This window comes from Candidatus Arthromitus sp. SFB-mouse-Japan (assembly GCF_000270205.1).
Lineage (GTDB): Bacteria > Bacillota > Clostridia > Clostridiales > Clostridiaceae > Dwaynesavagella.
On the sequence record NC_015913.1, the window covers coordinates 725,752 to 742,263 of the forward strand.

At 28.0% G+C, this 16,512-nt stretch carries 15 protein-coding genes and 4 pseudogenes; 11 read left to right on the top strand and 8 right to left on the bottom strand.

Features of this window, described 5'->3' with window-relative positions; genetic code table 11:
• Positions 1-54 precede the first annotated feature (54 nt).
• A pseudogene (locus tag SFBM_RS03540) lies at positions 55-1,113 on the top strand (NADH-dependent flavin oxidoreductase).
• 26 nt (positions 1,114-1,139) lie between these two features.
• Here the strand turns inward: SFBM_RS03540 and SFBM_RS03545 are convergent.
• Positions 1,140-1,502 (bottom strand): YraN family protein, encoded by a 363-nt coding sequence (locus SFBM_RS03545; protein ID WP_005806428.1) that lies wholly within the window; start codon positions 1,500-1,502, stop codon positions 1,140-1,142.
• 553 nt (positions 1,503-2,055) lie between these two features.
• On the opposite strand from SFBM_RS03545, the gene SFBM_RS03550 reads away from it, so the two are divergent.
• Positions 2,056-2,373: a DUF898 family protein gene (locus SFBM_RS03550; RefSeq protein ID WP_007440160.1), complete on the top strand. Its 318-nt coding sequence runs from the start codon at positions 2,056-2,058 to the stop codon at positions 2,371-2,373.
• 43 nt (positions 2,374-2,416) lie between these two features.
• Here SFBM_RS03550 and SFBM_RS03555 read toward each other — a convergent pair whose 3' ends face one another.
• On the bottom strand, positions 2,417-2,791 hold the full coding sequence (locus SFBM_RS03555; protein WP_005806423.1) for a TetR/AcrR family transcriptional regulator: 375 nt from the start codon (positions 2,789-2,791) through the stop codon (positions 2,417-2,419).
• A 499-nt stretch (positions 2,792-3,290) separates the two neighbouring features.
• Here SFBM_RS03555 and SFBM_RS08100 point away from each other — a divergent pair, with 499 nt between their 5' ends.
• The 6 genes and pseudogenes from SFBM_RS08100 to SFBM_RS03575 all read left to right on the top strand — a co-directional run bounded on the left by SFBM_RS08100 (position 3,291) and on the right by SFBM_RS03575 (position 6,260).
• Positions 3,291-3,626, top strand: coding sequence for an MBL fold metallo-hydrolase (locus SFBM_RS08100; RefSeq protein WP_005806422.1), 336 nt, complete (start codon positions 3,291-3,293; stop codon positions 3,624-3,626).
• 498 nt (positions 3,627-4,124) lie between these two features.
• Positions 4,125-4,454, top strand: a pseudogene (locus SFBM_RS08285) (type I restriction enzyme subunit R domain-containing protein); the annotation flags it as partial.
• Between the two features lie 45 nt (positions 4,455-4,499).
• On the top strand, positions 4,500-4,655 hold the full coding sequence (locus tag SFBM_RS08160; RefSeq protein WP_007440158.1) for a hypothetical protein: 156 nt from the start codon (positions 4,500-4,502) through the stop codon (positions 4,653-4,655).
• Positions 4,656-4,889: pseudogene (locus SFBM_RS08165) on the top strand (type I restriction endonuclease subunit R, EcoR124 family).
• Positions 4,890-5,191: 302 nt separating this feature from the next.
• On the top strand, positions 5,192-5,335 hold the full coding sequence (locus SFBM_RS07990; RefSeq protein WP_005806420.1) for a hypothetical protein: 144 nt from the start codon (positions 5,192-5,194) through the stop codon (positions 5,333-5,335).
• A 118-nt stretch (positions 5,336-5,453) separates the two neighbouring features.
• On the top strand, positions 5,454-6,260 hold the full coding sequence (locus SFBM_RS03575) for an alpha/beta hydrolase family protein (protein ID WP_014017908.1): 807 nt from the start codon (positions 5,454-5,456) through the stop codon (positions 6,258-6,260).
• Between the two features lie 65 nt (positions 6,261-6,325).
• Here SFBM_RS03575 and SFBM_RS03580 read toward each other — a convergent pair whose 3' ends face one another.
• The 6 genes and pseudogenes from SFBM_RS03580 to rbsK all read right to left on the bottom strand — a co-directional run bounded on the left by SFBM_RS03580 (position 6,326) and on the right by rbsK (position 11,607).
• Positions 6,326-6,700, bottom strand: a complete 375-nt coding sequence (locus SFBM_RS03580) for a hypothetical protein (RefSeq protein ID WP_005806417.1) — start codon at positions 6,698-6,700, stop codon at positions 6,326-6,328.
• 165 nt (positions 6,701-6,865) lie between these two features.
• Positions 6,866-7,771, bottom strand: coding sequence for a ribose ABC transporter substrate-binding protein RbsB (gene rbsB / locus SFBM_RS03585; protein ID WP_007440332.1), 906 nt, complete (start codon positions 7,769-7,771; stop codon positions 6,866-6,868).
• A gap of 23 nt (positions 7,772-7,794) precedes the next feature.
• Positions 7,795-8,733, bottom strand: a complete 939-nt coding sequence (locus tag SFBM_RS03590; protein WP_007440333.1) for an ABC transporter permease — start codon at positions 8,731-8,733, stop codon at positions 7,795-7,797.
• 16 nt (positions 8,734-8,749) lie between these two features.
• Positions 8,750-10,257: pseudogene (locus SFBM_RS03595) on the bottom strand (sugar ABC transporter ATP-binding protein).
• 19 nt (positions 10,258-10,276) lie between these two features.
• A complete protein-coding gene (gene rbsD, locus SFBM_RS03600) occupies positions 10,277-10,672 on the bottom strand; it encodes a D-ribose pyranase (RefSeq protein ID WP_005806407.1) in 396 nt (131 codons plus the stop codon).
• 5 nt (positions 10,673-10,677) lie between these two features.
• Positions 10,678-11,607, bottom strand: coding sequence for a ribokinase (gene rbsK / locus SFBM_RS03605; protein ID WP_005806405.1), 930 nt, complete (start codon positions 11,605-11,607; stop codon positions 10,678-10,680).
• Between the two features lie 142 nt (positions 11,608-11,749).
• Here rbsK and SFBM_RS03610 point away from each other — a divergent pair, with 142 nt between their 5' ends.
• The 3 genes from SFBM_RS03610 to cas8c are packed head-to-tail and all read left to right on the top strand — an operon-like array spanning position 11,750 to position 16,511.
• A complete protein-coding gene (locus tag SFBM_RS03610) occupies positions 11,750-13,981 on the top strand; it encodes a CRISPR-associated helicase/endonuclease Cas3 (protein ID WP_005806403.1) in 2,232 nt (743 codons plus the stop codon).
• 17 nt (positions 13,982-13,998) lie between these two features.
• Entirely contained in the window at positions 13,999-14,679 is a 681-nt protein-coding gene (gene cas5c, locus SFBM_RS03615; protein ID WP_014017909.1) for a type I-C CRISPR-associated protein Cas5c, read from the top strand.
• Positions 14,676-16,511, top strand: a complete 1,836-nt coding sequence (cas8c, locus tag SFBM_RS03620; protein ID WP_014017910.1) for a type I-C CRISPR-associated protein Cas8c/Csd1 — start codon at positions 14,676-14,678, stop codon at positions 16,509-16,511. Before cas5c ends, cas8c begins: the two co-directional genes overlap by 4 nt.
• Position 16,512 lies beyond the last annotated feature (1 nt).

A 16,512-nucleotide genomic window follows, 5' to 3' on the forward strand; every position in this document is an offset into this window, starting at 1 on the left:
TTATTTGAACAATTTAAATTTAAAAATTGTATTACACTCAAAAATAAAATTGTTATGTCTCCGATGACAACTTGGTCTAGTAATAATGATAATACGATTTCTGATGAAGAGATAGAGTATTATAAAGTGAGAGTTAATTGAGTGGGGCTTGTCATAACTAGTTGTACTTATGTGCATCCAAATGGTATAGGATTTTTAAATGAGTTTGCAAGTTATGATGATAAGTTTATTCCAAGTTTACGTAAGTTAGCAAATGATGCAAAAAGTGGAGGAGCTAATGCAATACTTCAGATTTTTCATGCTGGCAATAAAGCTCTTCCTAATTTAGTTCCAAATGGTGACGTAGTTAGTGCTAGTGCTATTAAGACTGAGGCTAGTGCATTTGCACCAGCATTATTACCAAGAGAACTTTCACATGAAGAAGTCTTAGATATTGTTAATGCATTTGGAGAAACAACAAGACGTGCAATTGAGGCAGGTTTTGATGGAGTTGAGATTCATGGAGCACATGGTTTCTTAATCCAAAATTTCACATCTCCATTGTATAATAAACGTAGTGATGAGTGGGGTGAATCACCAGAAAAACGATTAATGTTTCCACTTGCAATTGTAAATAAGATAAAGGATGTAATTAAGGAGTACGTTAAAAAGCCTTTTATTTTAGGATATAGACTTTCTCCAGAAGAATCTGAAAAGGGAGGATTAAGAATAGGAGATACTTATAAATTGATTAATCATCTTATTGAAATAGATATTGATTATATCCACATTTCATTGACAAGTGCACTTTCATCAAAACCTATTGATAGCAAAGATGAAAAAACATATCTTGAGTTAATTAGTAAATATGTGAATGGAAAAGTTCCAATAATAGTTGCAGGTTCTATGTTGACACCAGATGATGTAGAACAAGCATTAAATAATGGGGCATCTTTGGCAGCCATAGGACGTGCTTTAGTGATTAATCCAGATTGGGTAGAGAAAGTTAAAAATGATAAAAAAAATGAAATTAAGATGTCAATTAATTCTTCGAAAGTAAATGAGTTTACATTACCTCAAAATTTATGGAATGTAATTAAAGCTTCTGCAGCTTGGATTAATATTGAAGAATAGACTATTCTATCATTAGAATAGTTGTTTTAAAAAATATTTTCGATGTAATTGTAACTATATTTTTTGTTACCCCAAAATTTTATTTCCATTAGATCAAATTTGTAAAAAATATTATTTAGGTTATTTATTGTTAGAAAATAGTTTGCTGTATTTCTGATTTTAAATATTTTTCTATTATTAATTTGTTCTCGTGGTTCTAAGATAAAATTATTTTTGAACATACATATACTTTTTACCTCAACGAATGATATAACATTATCTTTAGAGCATATGATATCAATTTCACCTCTTTTGGATCTGAAATTTTTATTTATGATTTTAAAATTTTTGTTTAATAGGACTTTTACTGCTAAAATTTCTCCTAAATTTCCAATATCTTTTGTTGTCATTATTGGATTTCACCTCCTAATATTAACAGTGTTGACACATTTTTGTAAAAAAATAACTAGAGTTTATCTTAAATAAAAAAGGATACAAGTTTTCTTGTATCCTTTTTTTTGGACATCAATAATATCAAATTTAGCAGTTTAACTAATAAAAGACTAGATAAATTAGCATAAGCTACTACTTGTAAGTTGATAATGTTATACAGGTATGATTTTTGAGAAAAGACATACATATGATGTTTGTTTAAGAATTATTAACAATCTTCCAGTTAGAATACAAAGTTAATATGATTTTACTGATGGAAAGTATTTTAAGAAAGTAAATTATAGTGATGTTAATTTAGTTAATGGAGAATCTTATGGTGAAGATGGATGGTTTGTCTATATGTAATGATAATATTGCGAAATTTAAAGCGATATTAGTTTCCTATATTGATTTTGGCAATAACACATAGTACAATTTATTACTGGAATAATTCAAAAAAAAATTATACGAAGATACGAAATTAGTTAAGTAGAAGAAATTATTTAGATTTTATACATGGAGGATTTTTATATGAACTTAGATAATCATGAAAAATCAGAATTTGACGGAGGAATATTAGGACTTATAGGAGTTAATATATTGTCTACTATAATTACTTTTGTAACTTTTGGGCTTGGATTTACATGGGCTATGTGTGTTAGAGAAAGATATATAGTTAATCACACCATTATTAATGGACAAAGGTTAAGGTTTATTGGGAGTGGGGGAGATTTATTTCTGAATTGGATTAAATGGGCGATATTGACAATAATAACATTAGGAATATATGGGTTTTGGTTGACTATAAAGTTACAACAATGGAAAGTTAAAAATACTATATTTGATTAATAAATAAAGGATAGCTGAACAGCTATCCTTTATTTTAAATTATTTAAACCACCTTGAATAATACTCGATATTTTGACGAATTTATAATGCGTTGGCACACTGGAAGTAATATATCATTTTTTTGTATTTTTTCTAGATATTCTTTCTTTGTAAGAGTAGATATAATATTATCTTTATCATGATTTGGATTTTTTTCTCCTACTTGTAGAGCGTCTTTTAATAGTTCGTCTAAAACATCAGTTATGTTTGAAAAATGTAAGTAAAACGTGGTCCTTGTAATTTTAGCTTGTCGGCATATATTAGAAACGGTTATCTTATCAAAGGTTTCTTTTTTTAATAATTCTAATAGTACGTCTTTAATTGTATTGATTGTATAGGTAGTACGTCGATCTGGTTTTCTTTGTTTTATATTACTCAATTTTAAGGCCTCTTTTTATTTATTTGTTTACAGATTTATAAATATGTTAAGAACAATCCCTACTTTGTATAATGTGTTATTCTATTATATAAATTAATTATAATATAATAAAGTCCATTACATGTAATAGGTAGCAATTTTTATAAAGGAGAATAAAATAATGTTTATTACTTAAGTTAGAAATGCAACATTATTAATTTATTATGCAGGTAAAAAATTTTTAATTGATCCTATTTTTGCTGACAAAGCGACATATCCACCGTTCCCAAGTATACTTAGGAGTACTGAAAAAAATCCTCTTTATGATTTACCAATTTCCATATCTGAAATGATAGAGGTTGATGCTGTTATTATTACGCATTTGCATATAGATTACTTTGATGAGGAAGCAAAGCAGCAGTTACCTAAAAATGTACCCATATATGTATAAAATTAAGAGGGTAAAGAGGTATTAATTTCAGCTAATTTTCAAAATGTATAGATTTTAGGTAGTGATACTATGTTTGAAACAATACATCTTATAAAAACAAATGGACGACATGGATATGAAGATGAAATTGTAACGATATTGGGAGATGCTTGTGGCGTTATTATGCAATATGAATATGAAAAAACTTTATACATTGCAGGTGATACAGTATGGTGTGATGAAGTAGATAAGGCTATTTCTAAGTATAGTCCACATATTATTATTGTTAATGCAGGTGCTAATAGTGTTATAGATAAACGACTTATTATGGGAAAAGAAGATGTATTAAAAGTTCATAAAGCTTATCCATCTGCCCAGATAATTGCTACGCATATGGAAAGTGTTAATCATTGGGTACTTTCTTGATCAGAATTACGATTATTTTCAGAAGAAAATAGATTTGAAAGACAGTTATTTATTCCAGATGATGGAGAAACATTAGAATTTTAATATTATGATAGAGTAAATAATAAGTTGCTTTTAATTAAGCAACTTATTATTTTTTATGTTTCGATATGTAAAATCTTTATGTGATATATTATAATAATCTTGAATTTATAGTGAATGGAGTAGAAAAGTTTGATAGATAATAAGAAGGAGCAAGAGAGGGAAGAAGTATATAGGGCGATATAGAGTATAGCAGATGATTTAAGAGGTAATGTTGACGGCATATATCTGAAGATTTCAGGAATTATGTAAATAAAAATGAAATTTAAGATGGAAAAATTAATTTTGATTATGCAAAACTTAGTGATGAGGAAACTGGTCAGATTAAATATAAAATGACTGTTAGTAAAGTATTTTTTATTTTTCCTTCAGAGCTTTTTGAAAATTTTAGAGCTAAAGCAAAAATTGAAGATATCTGTGATTTATAATTATGGAGTTAATGAAGAAAATACTGGCGGACTTGTAGATGATGAAAATTCTGATAGCATAGAAGGACTCTCTGATTCTTCAAGGGATTTTTTAGAAATGGCAATAAAAGATTATAATAAAAAATTTGGTACATCTTATGATACTTCAAGTTAAAAATTTTCAAACTTTTATAAAGATGTTTCTTATAAAATGAAATCTAGAGAACTCGATTTACTTATTGTAGTGAATATGTTTTTAACTGGGCTTGATGCTACGACATTAAATACTCTATGGGTTGATAAAAATTTAAAAATGTATGGACTTATTTAAGCTTTTAGTAGAATAAATAGAATATTAAATTCAGTAAAAACTTTTGGAAACATTGTGTGTTTTAGAAATTTACAGAAAGAAACAGATGAGGCAATTGTTCTTTTTACTAATAGTGAGGCAAGAGGAACCATAATCTTAAGAATTTATGAGGATTATTATTATGGATATGAAGATGAAAATGAAAAATATTATAGGGATATAGTGAAATAATTGGGGGAAGAAGTAGAAAAAAGTTTTATCGCTTTATTCAGCAGTGTATTAAAGCTTAAAAATATATTATCTAGTTTTGATAACTTTGAAGAAAATAAAATTTTAAATAAAAGAGAATTTTAAGATTATACAGGTATGTATAATGATTTACATGAAAAAATAAGACACGTAGGAAATGGTGATAGAGAAAATATAAATGATGATATCGTTTTTGAAATGGAACTTGTAAAATAAATTAAAGTTAATATCGATTATATTTTAAATTTACTAATACAATTAATGCAGAAAGTGAAGTAATAGATGATTGGAGAAAATTTGTTAAAAATATTTTTAGAGATGGCGAAGTTAAAATTATAGGAACAAATATTTTGGAATAGTTTATAAAGAAGATGTTAGTGAAAATTATAAGGAAGTTGTTTTGATTTAAGAAATATAATTTTTATATTTCGTAACATTATATAAGTCGAGATAGAGATTTAAAGTTGGAAGCTGCGGGTAGATTTCATAGATTTTTGAATATCTAGCTCGCTTTTTTTGTGTATAGATATGTTCCAGCAAATCAATATGGTGTTAAGGCACCCTTTGAAGTCGAAGATGAAAATTTTATGGCAGTATGCTTTAATGAAAACAAAGACAAATTGAATGGAATTATAGAATACGAATCAGCTTTTGGGATATAGTTTAAATTTTAGTTTATCATAGCAAGGATAAAAATTGTTATTTATGTAAGTTATTATATATGAATTATGAAAGGTTTGAAAGAAGGTCTTTAACAATTTGAGAGTGGGGGATGAAAATATGTTTTATATGAAAGCAAAAAAAGAACATAACATATCAAAAACACGGTTTGAATGTAGAAGAGATAACCTCACAATTCGTGGAACGGGGTATAGACCAATAGGAATAAATTTACCAATAGCAATAGTTTGTCATGGGTTTATGGCATTTCAAAGTATTGTAAGACAATATGCAATCGAATTAGCAAATATGGGATATTTAACATATACTTTTGATTTTTGTGGAGGGAGTGTCATAATGGGGAAAAGTGATGGCTTAACCACTGAAATGTCTGTATTAACAGAAGTTAAAGATTTAGAAAGAGTTATTGACTATGCTATTAACAGAGAATATGCTGACAAAAATAATATTGTTGTTATGGGATGCATTCAGGGAGGTTATGTTTCTGCCTTGACTGTAGCAAAGGGAAAATATAATGTAAATAAATTAGTTCTTTTTTATCCAGCATTTTGTATTCCAGATGATGCTAATGCAGGAAAGATGATGTTTGCAAAATTTGATCCGAACAATTTACCAGAAATTATTAGATGCGGTCCTATGAAACTTGGGAAATGTTATGTTGAGGATGTCATAAAAATGAATCCATTTGAGGAAATTAAAGGCTATAAGAATGATGTTTTGATTGTTCATGGAGCGAAAGATAAAATTGTAGACATTAATTATTCAAAAAGAGCTTTTGATGTATATAAAAACAGTATTTCAAATAGGAATGTCAGATTTGAAATAATAGAAAATGGAAGACATGGGTTTTCTAAAAAAATCGATAAAATTGCTATAGAAACATTGAGAGATTTTATAATATCTTAATATTATATGTACTGTTAAAAAATTAAAGAGAACTTGTTAGTTCTCTAAAAATAAAATTTCATAAATTATTGTAAATTCAAAATTTCTACCTTTTGATTCACAATTTTTCTTGTTTTAGAATCTTTTTTAAACTGTAGTAATAGTACGCTATCATTGAAAGTTACTTTTTTGTTACTTTTTGTATTTTTAGTTTGAATTGATTCGGAAATAGTAGCAAGTGGTGATACTCTTTTTAATATGGGTTCTTTTTTTGAGTTTTGTGTATTTGATTTAAGAAAGTCATAAGAACTACTTCTACTAGTAAGAGGTTTAAAACCTGAACGTATGCTTTGTAAAATTCTAGTAAAGACAGATGCACTACTTATGCTAGAATTTATAGCGATAGGACTTGCAATAACTATACCTAGAAGTGTTATAATACATTTTTTATTAATTTTCATTAAATCATCACCTATAAAATTATTATTATAAATTTAAAAATTTACTCTGATATTAAAATATAGTGAGTTCAATTATATTAAAATAATCTTTGATATACAATAAAATATTTAATATTTGGTGTATTTAAAAAACAAGGTAGCCAGTTATGGCTACCAATTTTTATATTATCTGCTTACTATTTTTAAATCAGCTGCTATTTCTTTATCAACAGTTTGATTATTGTCAATTTTTTGTGCAATTTGTACTCCAAGTTCACCAATTAAATCTGGTTGTTGTGCAACTGTTGCTTGCATTTCACCATTTTCAATGGCGTCTAGAGCGTCGTCTCCTCCATCAAATCCTATAACAGTAGCATCTATGTTATTTGCCATTATTGCTTTTGCTGCACCCAATGCCATTTCATCATTATGTGCAAAGACAACCTGTATGTCTTTATTTCCTTGTATTATGTTTTCCATGACAGAGAGACCTTTTTGTCTATCAAAATCTGCTGCTTGACTTGATATAAAAGTTACATTTGATTTATCATCTAGTACACTATGGAATCCAGCCCCTCTATCTCTTGTAGCTGAAGCACCTGGAATGCCTTGAATTTCTACTATGTTTACATTTTGAGTAGTACCAAATTTTTCTAACACAAATTCTCCAGCCATTGCTCCACCTTTAATATTGTCTGAAGCTATATGCGTTGTTACTTCACCACCATTTGATTGTCTGTCTAAAGTTATTACTGGAATATTGCTTTGATTTGCAACTTCTATAGCTTTGACAACTGCATCACTATCTGTTGGGTTTATCAATAAAGCTACAATGTCTAGTTGTATTAAGTCTTCTATATTTGATCTTTCTTTTACTGGATCATTTTGAGAGTCTAAAACGATTAAATCATATCCTAATTTTTTTGATTCTCTTTCAGCTCCATCTTTCATGCTTACAAAGAAAGGATTATTTAATGTTGATAAGACTAATCCTATTTTTTTATTATTTGTCTTATCTGAACAACTCGTAAAAAGTCCAATTGTTAAAAAAGTTACTAAACTTAAAGATAATATTTTTTTTAGAAATTTCATATTATCCCTCCTTACTTTGTAAATCATGCTTTCTTTCTGCTCTTTTTATCTAATAATACAGCTATTAAAATAACTAAACCTTTTACAATTGATTGATAAAATGGAGATACGTTCATTAAATTTAATCCGTTATTCAATACACCAATAATTAAAGCACCTATTATAGTTCCAGTAATTTTTCCTTCTCCACCAGATAATGATGTACCACCAATAACAACGGCAGCTATTGCATCTAATTCAAAACTAGTTCCAGCATTTGGAGAAGCAGATCCTATTCTACTAGTAATTATAATTCCAGCGATCGATGACGCAAATCCAGATATAACATAAACAAGTGTTTTTATTTTATTTGTATTTATTCCCGAAAGTTTCGCTGAATCTTCATTTCCACCTAAAGCATATAAATATCTTCCAAATCTCGTTTGAGTTAAAAGATATATTGAGATGATTAAAATGACTATAGTAATTATTACTGGAATTGGAATAAATCCTATTTTTCCATTACCAATTTTCACGAAAGTTTCTGATAATTTTGATATCGGGGTACCATTTGTAAATACTAATGTTGCACCTCTAAATATTGTCATAGTTGCAAGTGTAACTATAAATGCTTGTAATTTACCTTTTGATATTAATATTCCATTTATTAATCCAATAACTATACCAGTTATAGCAGCTACTAAAATAGCTAAAGGTATATTATTTGTAGACTTTAATATAGATGCTGCTAAAGCACCACTTATTGCTACAGTTGATCCAACAGATAGATCTATCCCACCTGTTAGAATAACAAATGTCATACCTATTGCAATTATTGCATTTGTTGAAACTTGTGTAAAAATATTTGTTATATTAGATAGAGTCATGAATGCAGGTGATACAATGGTTATTACAACACATAAAACAATTAAACCTATTAGTGATTTATATTTATCTAGGATTTCTTTAAAATTATTGTTCATTTTTAATTCCTCCAAATTATTGATTAATGCCAACGGATAATTTCATAATTTTCTCTTGAGTTGCTTCTTCTCGATTTAATTCACCAGTAATTTTTCCTTCACTCATTACTAAAATTCTGTCGCTTATTCCTAAAACCTCGGGTAAATCTGAAGAAATCATTATTATTGCTTTACCTGATTCTTTAAGTTCATTTAATAATTCATATATTTCTTTTTTGGCTCCTACATCTATTCCTCTTGTTGGTTCATCTATTATAAGAATGTCTGGTGATAGAAGAAGCCATTTTTTGCAAGTATAACTTTTTGCTGATTTCCACCACTTAAATTTTTAATTAATTGATCTTTATTTGGAGTTTTAATATTGAGTTTTTTTATATAGAAGTCAATATCTTTTTTTGTCTTATTTTTGTTTATAATTTTAAAACCATTTTCATATTTACATAAATTTGATAATATCATGTTATCTTCAACAGATAACCCGAGTATACATCCTTCTTTCTTCCTATCTTCTGATAAATAGCAAATTCCATTATTTATTGCTTGCTGAATATTTTTGATATTTATTCTTTTACCTTTTAATTTGATAGTTCCTTTTTCCTTCTTATAATATCCAAATATAGTTTTTGCAAGCTCCGTTCTTCCTGCTCCCATTAGGCCAGCAATACCAACTATTTCTCCTTCTCGAACAGTAAAAGATATATTATTAATGCCAACTTTTGAAGTTAAATTTGAAACTTCAAGTAATACTTTTCCTTTTTCAATTTTCTTATAAGGGAATTGTTCTTCAATTGTTCTTCCAACCATCATTGCGATTAATTTATTGTTGTCAATTTCTTTTATTAAAGCATTTCCAGCATATTTACCATCTCTTAAAACTTCAACTCTATCACATATTGCAAATATTTCTTCCATCCTGTGAGATATATAAATGATTGCTATACCTTTCTTTTTTAAATTTTCTATGACTTTAAAGAGGTTTTGAGTTTCAATTTTTGTTAAAGCAGTTGTTGGTTCATCCATTATTATAATTCTTGCATTTTTAGTTAAAGCTTTTGCGATTTCAACCATTTGTTTTTCACCAACATTGATACTACTTACTAATTTATTTGGATCTAAGTTGCATCCTATTTGATCTAAAAATAATATGCTTCTTTCAACCAATAGCTTTTTATTTATCTTCTTTGTAAATTTATTAAATTTTTCATTTCCAAGAAAAATGTTTTCAGCGATAGTTAAATTATTAATAAGACTCATTTCTTGATGTATTATTGTTACACCATATTCTTCAGCAGATTTTATATTTTTGATATGAGCTTCTTCACCTTCAATAAAAATTTTTCCTTCATCTTTTTGATAAACTCCGCTTAATATTTTCATCAATGTTGATTTACCAGCACCATTTTCTCCCATTAAAGCAGTTACTTCTCCTTTATAGGCAGTTATGTTTATATTGTCTAGTGCCTTAACACCAGGGAATATTTTAGAAACACCTTCCATTTTTAACATTGGGATTCGTGTATTCATAGTTAAACCTTCCTTTTAATTAAAATACAACTCCTGATTTTAAAATTATATTTGCATATGGTGTTTGTTCTCCCGTTCTGATTACAGCCTTACATTCTTTTAAATTCGTTTTGAATATTTCATGAGATACAAATGTTATTTTGGCATTTCCAATCAAATTTTTAATTTCGTTAAATATTTTTGGGCTTGTCTCTTCTGTTTCTTTAGCTATTATGATTTCTTCAATTTCTAATTCTGTAAGAGTAGTTTTTAAGGTATCTAAAAAACTTGGAATTCCTTTGGTTAATGCTAGATCTATTCTTTTAGTTTCTTTTGGAATTGGCAATCCACAATCACCTATTGCAATCATATCTGTGTGACCCATTTTTGAAATTACTGAACTTATGCTATTATTTAATAAACATGTTTTCTTCATAATTATTAATTCTCCTTATAAATCTTTTTTACTTCTTCAAGATAAGGTATAGATGGTTGAGCACCTTTTCTTTGTACAGTTATTGAAGATACTTTGTTTCCAAAATATACAGATTCTTTTAATGTTTCTCTAGTTAAATTTTTGAAATTTAACTTTGAACTTAAAGCTCCTATAAAACTATCACCAGCTGCAGTTGTGTCTACAGCATTTACTTTAAATGATTTTACTAATTCGTAAAAATCGTTTCCTATGATAAGAGCTCCATTTTCTCCTAATGTAATTATTGCGAATTTAACTCCTTGGTTTATGAAAAATTTTCCTGCTCTTTTAGCATCATCTATAGAAGTTATTTTGATTCTTGTTAAGACTTCAGCCTCTGTTTCATTAGGTATTATGATGTCTGTTAATTTTAATAGCTCAATATCTATTTTTTTTGCTGGAGCTGGATTAAGTATAGTTATTTTATTGAACTCTTTTGCTTTTTGAAAAGATTTTAAAGTCATTTCTTCATTAGTTTCAAATTGTGCTATTAGTATATCTGATTCTTTAATTTTTGAAATTGATTTATTTATTTCACTATCATTAATTTTCATATTTGAACCTGGAACAACTATTATTGAATTATTTCCGTTTTTATTTACCATAATCAAAGCAAGTCCAGTTGGATTTTGTTCGTCTTCGAAAATACAACTTACGTCTATTCCATCTTCCTTAAGTTTTCCTTTCAATATTCTACCATTTTCATCTTTTCCTATTTTAGCTATCATGGAAACATCAGCACCGCATCTTTTGGCAGCGATTGCTTGATTTGCTCCTTTACCTCCTGCTATTTTTTCATATGAGTTAGATAGGATAGTCTCTCCTATTTTTGGTATATCATTAACTTTTAAAACTAAGTCCATGTTTAAACTTCCAAGAACACATACTTTATTCATAAAATCACATCCTCAATATATATAATACATTTTTGAAAAGATGATGTAAACGTTTTTTTATTTTTTAAAAAATATAGAAAATAATTGTCGAAAAGTATATAATTTTAGTGGTTTATATTTTTAAAACCATTTGGGAGGAAAAATGAAGTACACAGAAAAGCTAGCTAGACGGATAGAAAAGGAAGATGGGAAGATTGAGTACCAGAAATTAATAGATCATATATGTGGAGTTTCTGAGTTTTCAGAAGAGTTCGTAAGTAAATTCTTTTTGAAGAATTCAGGAAAGATTTTAAGTATTTTACATGATTTGGGAAAATATTCTGATGAATTTCAAGATAGAATACGTGGAGCAAACATAAGAGTGGATCATTCAACAGCAGGTGCTATAATTTGTGATGATTTGGAAAAAGAATTTAAAGGTAGGGGAGAGTATGTAATTTATAAAATTTTTAAGTACATAATTATTGGACATCATTCAGGACTTTTAAATTATGGGACAGAAATGGATGATGAGGGCACTATAAGTTCAAGACTTAATAAGAGAGATATATTATGCGATTTTTCAGATTGGGAAAATGAAATAAGTATCGATGATATTAAGCAAATTAATTTTAGTGAAGAGGTATTGGGGTTCTTTAAAAATAATTTTTCGGTGCAAATGCTCATAAGATTCTTGTTTTCTTCTCTTGTTGATAGCGATAGGCTTGATGCACAAAGGTTTGTAGAGGGAGAGAATTCAATTGTTAATTCTAAAAAATTAATGAGCTTAGAAGAAATGTTAAACGTTTTTAATGATTTTATGAAGTCAAAGAGACTGCAAGAATCGGATAATCCAATAAATTTAATACGTAATGAAATTTTTAATGATTGCATTAATAAATCAAGAGGGGATAGAGGATTTTATTCACTATGTGTTCCAACTGGTGGAGGAAAAACTCTTTCATCTTTAGGTTTTGCTTTGAATCATGCAAAACAAAATGGTCATGATAGGATAATTTATTCTTTACCGTTTACAAGTATAATAGAGCAAAATGCAAGAGTGTATTCTGAAATCTTTGGTGAAGAAAATGTATTAGAACACCATTGTAATTTTAGTTTTTCAAATGAGATCGGTGAGGATGAATACTCAGAAAATCAACTAAAATATAAGCTTGCAATTGAAAATTGGGACATGCCATTAATCGTAACTACTAATGTTCAATTATTTGAGAGTATGTATTCGAATAAACCTTCTTCCGCAAGGAAGCTCCATAATATTTATAATAGCATAATAATTTTAGACGAAGCTCAGGTAATACCTAATGAATATTTGAAACCATGTATAAAGGCCTTAGAAGAATTAGTTAGAAATTATTCTTGTACAGTATTGTTTTGTACAGCAACTCAACCAGAATTTAAGAAGAATGGTTTAATAGAAAATTTTGATGTAGTTGAGATAATAGACGATACATATAAGCTTTTTGATGATTTGAAACGTGTTAGTGGAAAATTTATTGGAAAGAAAAGTGTGGAAGATATATGTAATGAAATGAATTCACATAAGCAAGTTTTGACTATTGTTAATACAAAAAAACACGCTAAAGAAATTTTTGAAAACTTAGGTGAGAGCGAAGGGAATTTTCATCTCTCAACAAATATGTACCCTAATCACAGAAAAGAGGTTATTAAAATTATAAGAGAGAGATTGAAGAATGGGGAAGAGTGCAGAGTTGTTTCAACTCAATTGATTGAGGCTGGAGTTGATGTTGATTTTCCTGTTGTATTTCGTTCAATCGCAGGAATTGATTCGATTGTTCAAGCTGCAGGTAGATGCAATAGAGAAGGAAAACAAAAAAATTCAACTGTATATGTATTTAAACCTGAAGAAGAATCTCATTTGGGATTGGGATATCTAAAACTCACATCACAAATTGGTGAAGGGATAATAGATGATTTTGAAGATTTTCTATCAATAGATGCAATCTCTAAATATTTTTTTGAATTATTCATTGATACTGACCATAGGCAAGATAAACATAAGATTTTGAAAATGATAAATAAACACAAAAAACTAGAAATTAATTATGATTTTAGAGAGATTAATGATGAATTTAGATTCATTGAAAATTTAGGTGCACAGGTCATTGTACCAATTAATGAAGGAGAAAAGTTTTTAAATATTCTCAAGTATTCTAACAGAGGAGTTAAGAGTGTTTTAAGAAAACTAAGTGGATGCTCTATCAATATACCAAATTATATTTTGAGGGAATTATTGAGAGATGGATGCGTTGAACAATTTTCCGATGATATATTTATCTTAAAAAATATAGGCATGTATGATCTGAAGATAGGTTTTGATAAAGATAACTTAAAGAATTATGAGTATATTATTTAATTTTATGGAGGAAATTTATGGGATTTACTTTAAGAGTTTGGGGAGATTATGCTTGTTTCACAAGACCAGAGATGAAAGTTGAGAGGGTTAGTTATGATGTTATAACTCCTTCTGCAGCTCGAGCTATATTTGAAGCAATTCATTGGAAGCCAGCTATAAGATGGGTTATAGATGAAATAAATGTAATTAAGCCGATCAAATTTCAAACAATTATGAGAAATGAAGTTGAGAGTGTTATGAGCACACAATCAATAAAAAAGTCAATTAATAACAAAGAAGAACAATTTTATATTGATTCTAACAAGGTAAGACAGCAAAGAAATTCAATGGTACTTAAAGATGTTGAATATATTATAAAAGCTCACTTTGAAATGACTAAGCACGCAGGTGGTAGTGATGATGAAAAGAAACATTATAACATCTTTTTAAGACGAGCTAGAAATGGAGAATGTTTTTCTCAACCATATTTTGGATGTAGAGAATTCTCATGTAATTTTGAGCTTTTAGAAAATGAAGATCTGCCATTAAATATTCAGGAAACAAGAGACTTGGGATGGATGCTTTATGATATAGATTTTATGAAGAAAGGAGATTCGTATAAAGGAGTTAAAGAATATAATCCGAAATTTTTTAGAGCTAAAATGATTAAAGGTAAGGTAACTATTCCTAAAAATCTTCAGATGGAGGTTAATAAATGATTCTAAAAGAATTGGTAGATTGTTATGATCTGATGGTAAATTCAGATAAATTTGAAGTTTCCGATAGTAATTTTAGCAATGAAAAGGTATCTTTCAAAATTACTATTGATGAAGATGGATTGATAACAAAGATAATTGATTTAAGAGAGGGTTCAGGGGCAAAGAAAAAAACTATATTAGTTAATGTTCCATATCAATCTGGACGAACAAGTGGAATTAAACCTTATTTTTTATGTGATAATGCTAAATATTTTTTTGGATATGAAATAGACAGTAAGTCATTGGAATTGAAAAGATGCGATCAACATATTGAGGCATCGAAAAATTTACATATGGAAATATTAGAGAATTCGTATTCTAAATATAAATTAATTCTTGAAAGATTTTTTGATAATCATGATAAAAATTTAGAGATTATTAAGGAAAAGGATCCAGAAGTATTAAAGGGTGGATCTATCATTTTGCGTCTTAAAGACGATATGAAATGTATTCATGAACAAGGTGAGGTAAAGAAAGCATTTGCTTTATACAGGCAAAACAAATTTGAAAATGTGGAAGAAGTAAGGGGAACTTGTTTAATAAATGGAGATTCAAATGCTCCAATTGCAAAAATTCATAAGACAATTAAAGGGGTATCAGGATCAAGTATTTCTGGAGCAATGATTGTTAGTTTCAATGCAAGTTCTTTTGAATCTTATGGGAAAAGTCAGGGTTATAATGCGAGTATTTCTACTGAAAATGAATTTAAATATACAACTGCATTAAATAAACTTTTATCTACCGATGATAACAATATGTATTTGTCAGGAAATACAATTGTATTTTGGAGTAGTAAGCTTGGTGCTGAAGAAGAACAAATCATACCAGCTTTTATGAAAGATGATGATGAGGTTGAAGATGATAATGGAGAAACTGGTGGAGCTAAGTATAACCAGGAAGGGATTGATAAGATTGAAAGTATTATAAAACTTATTAAGCAAGGAAAGACAGTTAATGTAGATAGAATAAATTTAGATGATTCAGTAAATATGTATGTGTTGGGTCTTTATGGAAGTAGGTCTAGAATATTTGTTAGATTTTGGTTTAAAAATTCTTTAGAAGATTTTATAAAATTAACAAATAAACATTTCGAAGATACAAAACTTAAGAAGAAACGCAAGTTTAGCAAAAAAGATTTTATCTATGAGGAAGTTGGTGTGAAATTATCATCAATATTAAAAACAATAACTCCTTACGGTAAAAGTCAAAACACACCGAAGACTTTAATCAATAGTCTTTTTAAAAGTATTTTAACTGGAGGAGTTTATCCGATATCTATTTATAATAAAATTCTTGAAAGGATTAGAGCGGAGTCTGGAGAAGATTTTGCTATTAATCACACAAGAATTTCATTTATAAAGGGATATTTAAAAAGATATTATAGATTAAATAATTTAAAAGATAAAGAGGAGGAAGTAACTGTGTCATTAAATAAAGAAAGTACAAATATTGCGTATAATTTGGGAAGAATTTTTGCAATACTTGAAAAGATACAAATGGATTCTAGTAATGGTGCAACCAATATTAGAGAAAAATATTTATCTTCAGCATCTTCTACACCAAAATCCATTTTCCCAAATTTATTAAATTTAGCACAATATCATATAGCTAAGATAAATAAAGAGAACAATACAAAATTTAATTATTATGACAAAGTAATAGGTGAAATATTGCTGAATGTTAATGAGTTTCCGGCAGTTTTTTCAAGTGATGAGCAAGGAATGTTTATACTTGGATATTATCATCAAAGGGAAGATATATATATAGCTAAAAAAGATAAGGAGGAAAATTAAT

What these genes read in the sequence shown, in the direction of transcription:
- SFBM_RS03610 (WP_005806403.1), top strand. Translation starts at nt 11,750, where the DNA reads ATGAAGTACACAGAAAAGCTAGCTAGACGGATAGAAAAGGAAGATGGG.
- cas8c (WP_014017910.1), top strand. Translation starts at nt 14,676, where the DNA reads ATGATTCTAAAAGAATTGGTAGATTGTTATGATCTGATGGTAAATTCA.
- SFBM_RS03545 (WP_005806428.1), bottom strand. Translation starts at nt 1,502, where the DNA reads ATGACAACAAAAGATATTGGAAATTTAGGAGAAATTTTAGCAGTAAAA.
- SFBM_RS03580 (WP_005806417.1), bottom strand. Translation starts at nt 6,700, where the DNA reads ATGAAAATTAATAAAAAATGTATTATAACACTTCTAGGTATAGTTATT.
- SFBM_RS03590 (WP_007440333.1), bottom strand. Translation starts at nt 8,733, where the DNA reads ATGAACAATAATTTTAAAGAAATCCTAGATAAATATAAATCACTAATA.
- SFBM_RS08100 (WP_005806422.1), top strand. Translation starts at nt 3,291, where the DNA reads ATGTTTGAAACAATACATCTTATAAAAACAAATGGACGACATGGATAT.
- cas5c (WP_014017909.1), top strand. Translation starts at nt 13,999, where the DNA reads ATGGGATTTACTTTAAGAGTTTGGGGAGATTATGCTTGTTTCACAAGA.
- rbsK (WP_005806405.1), bottom strand. Translation starts at nt 11,607, where the DNA reads ATGAATAAAGTATGTGTTCTTGGAAGTTTAAACATGGACTTAGTTTTA.
- rbsD (WP_005806407.1), bottom strand. Translation starts at nt 10,672, where the DNA reads ATGAAGAAAACATGTTTATTAAATAATAGCATAAGTTCAGTAATTTCA.
- rbsB (WP_007440332.1), bottom strand. Translation starts at nt 7,771, where the DNA reads ATGAAATTTCTAAAAAAAATATTATCTTTAAGTTTAGTAACTTTTTTA.
- SFBM_RS03575 (WP_014017908.1), top strand. Translation starts at nt 5,454, where the DNA reads ATGTTTTATATGAAAGCAAAAAAAGAACATAACATATCAAAAACACGG.
- SFBM_RS03550 (WP_007440160.1), top strand. Translation starts at nt 2,056, where the DNA reads ATGAACTTAGATAATCATGAAAAATCAGAATTTGACGGAGGAATATTA.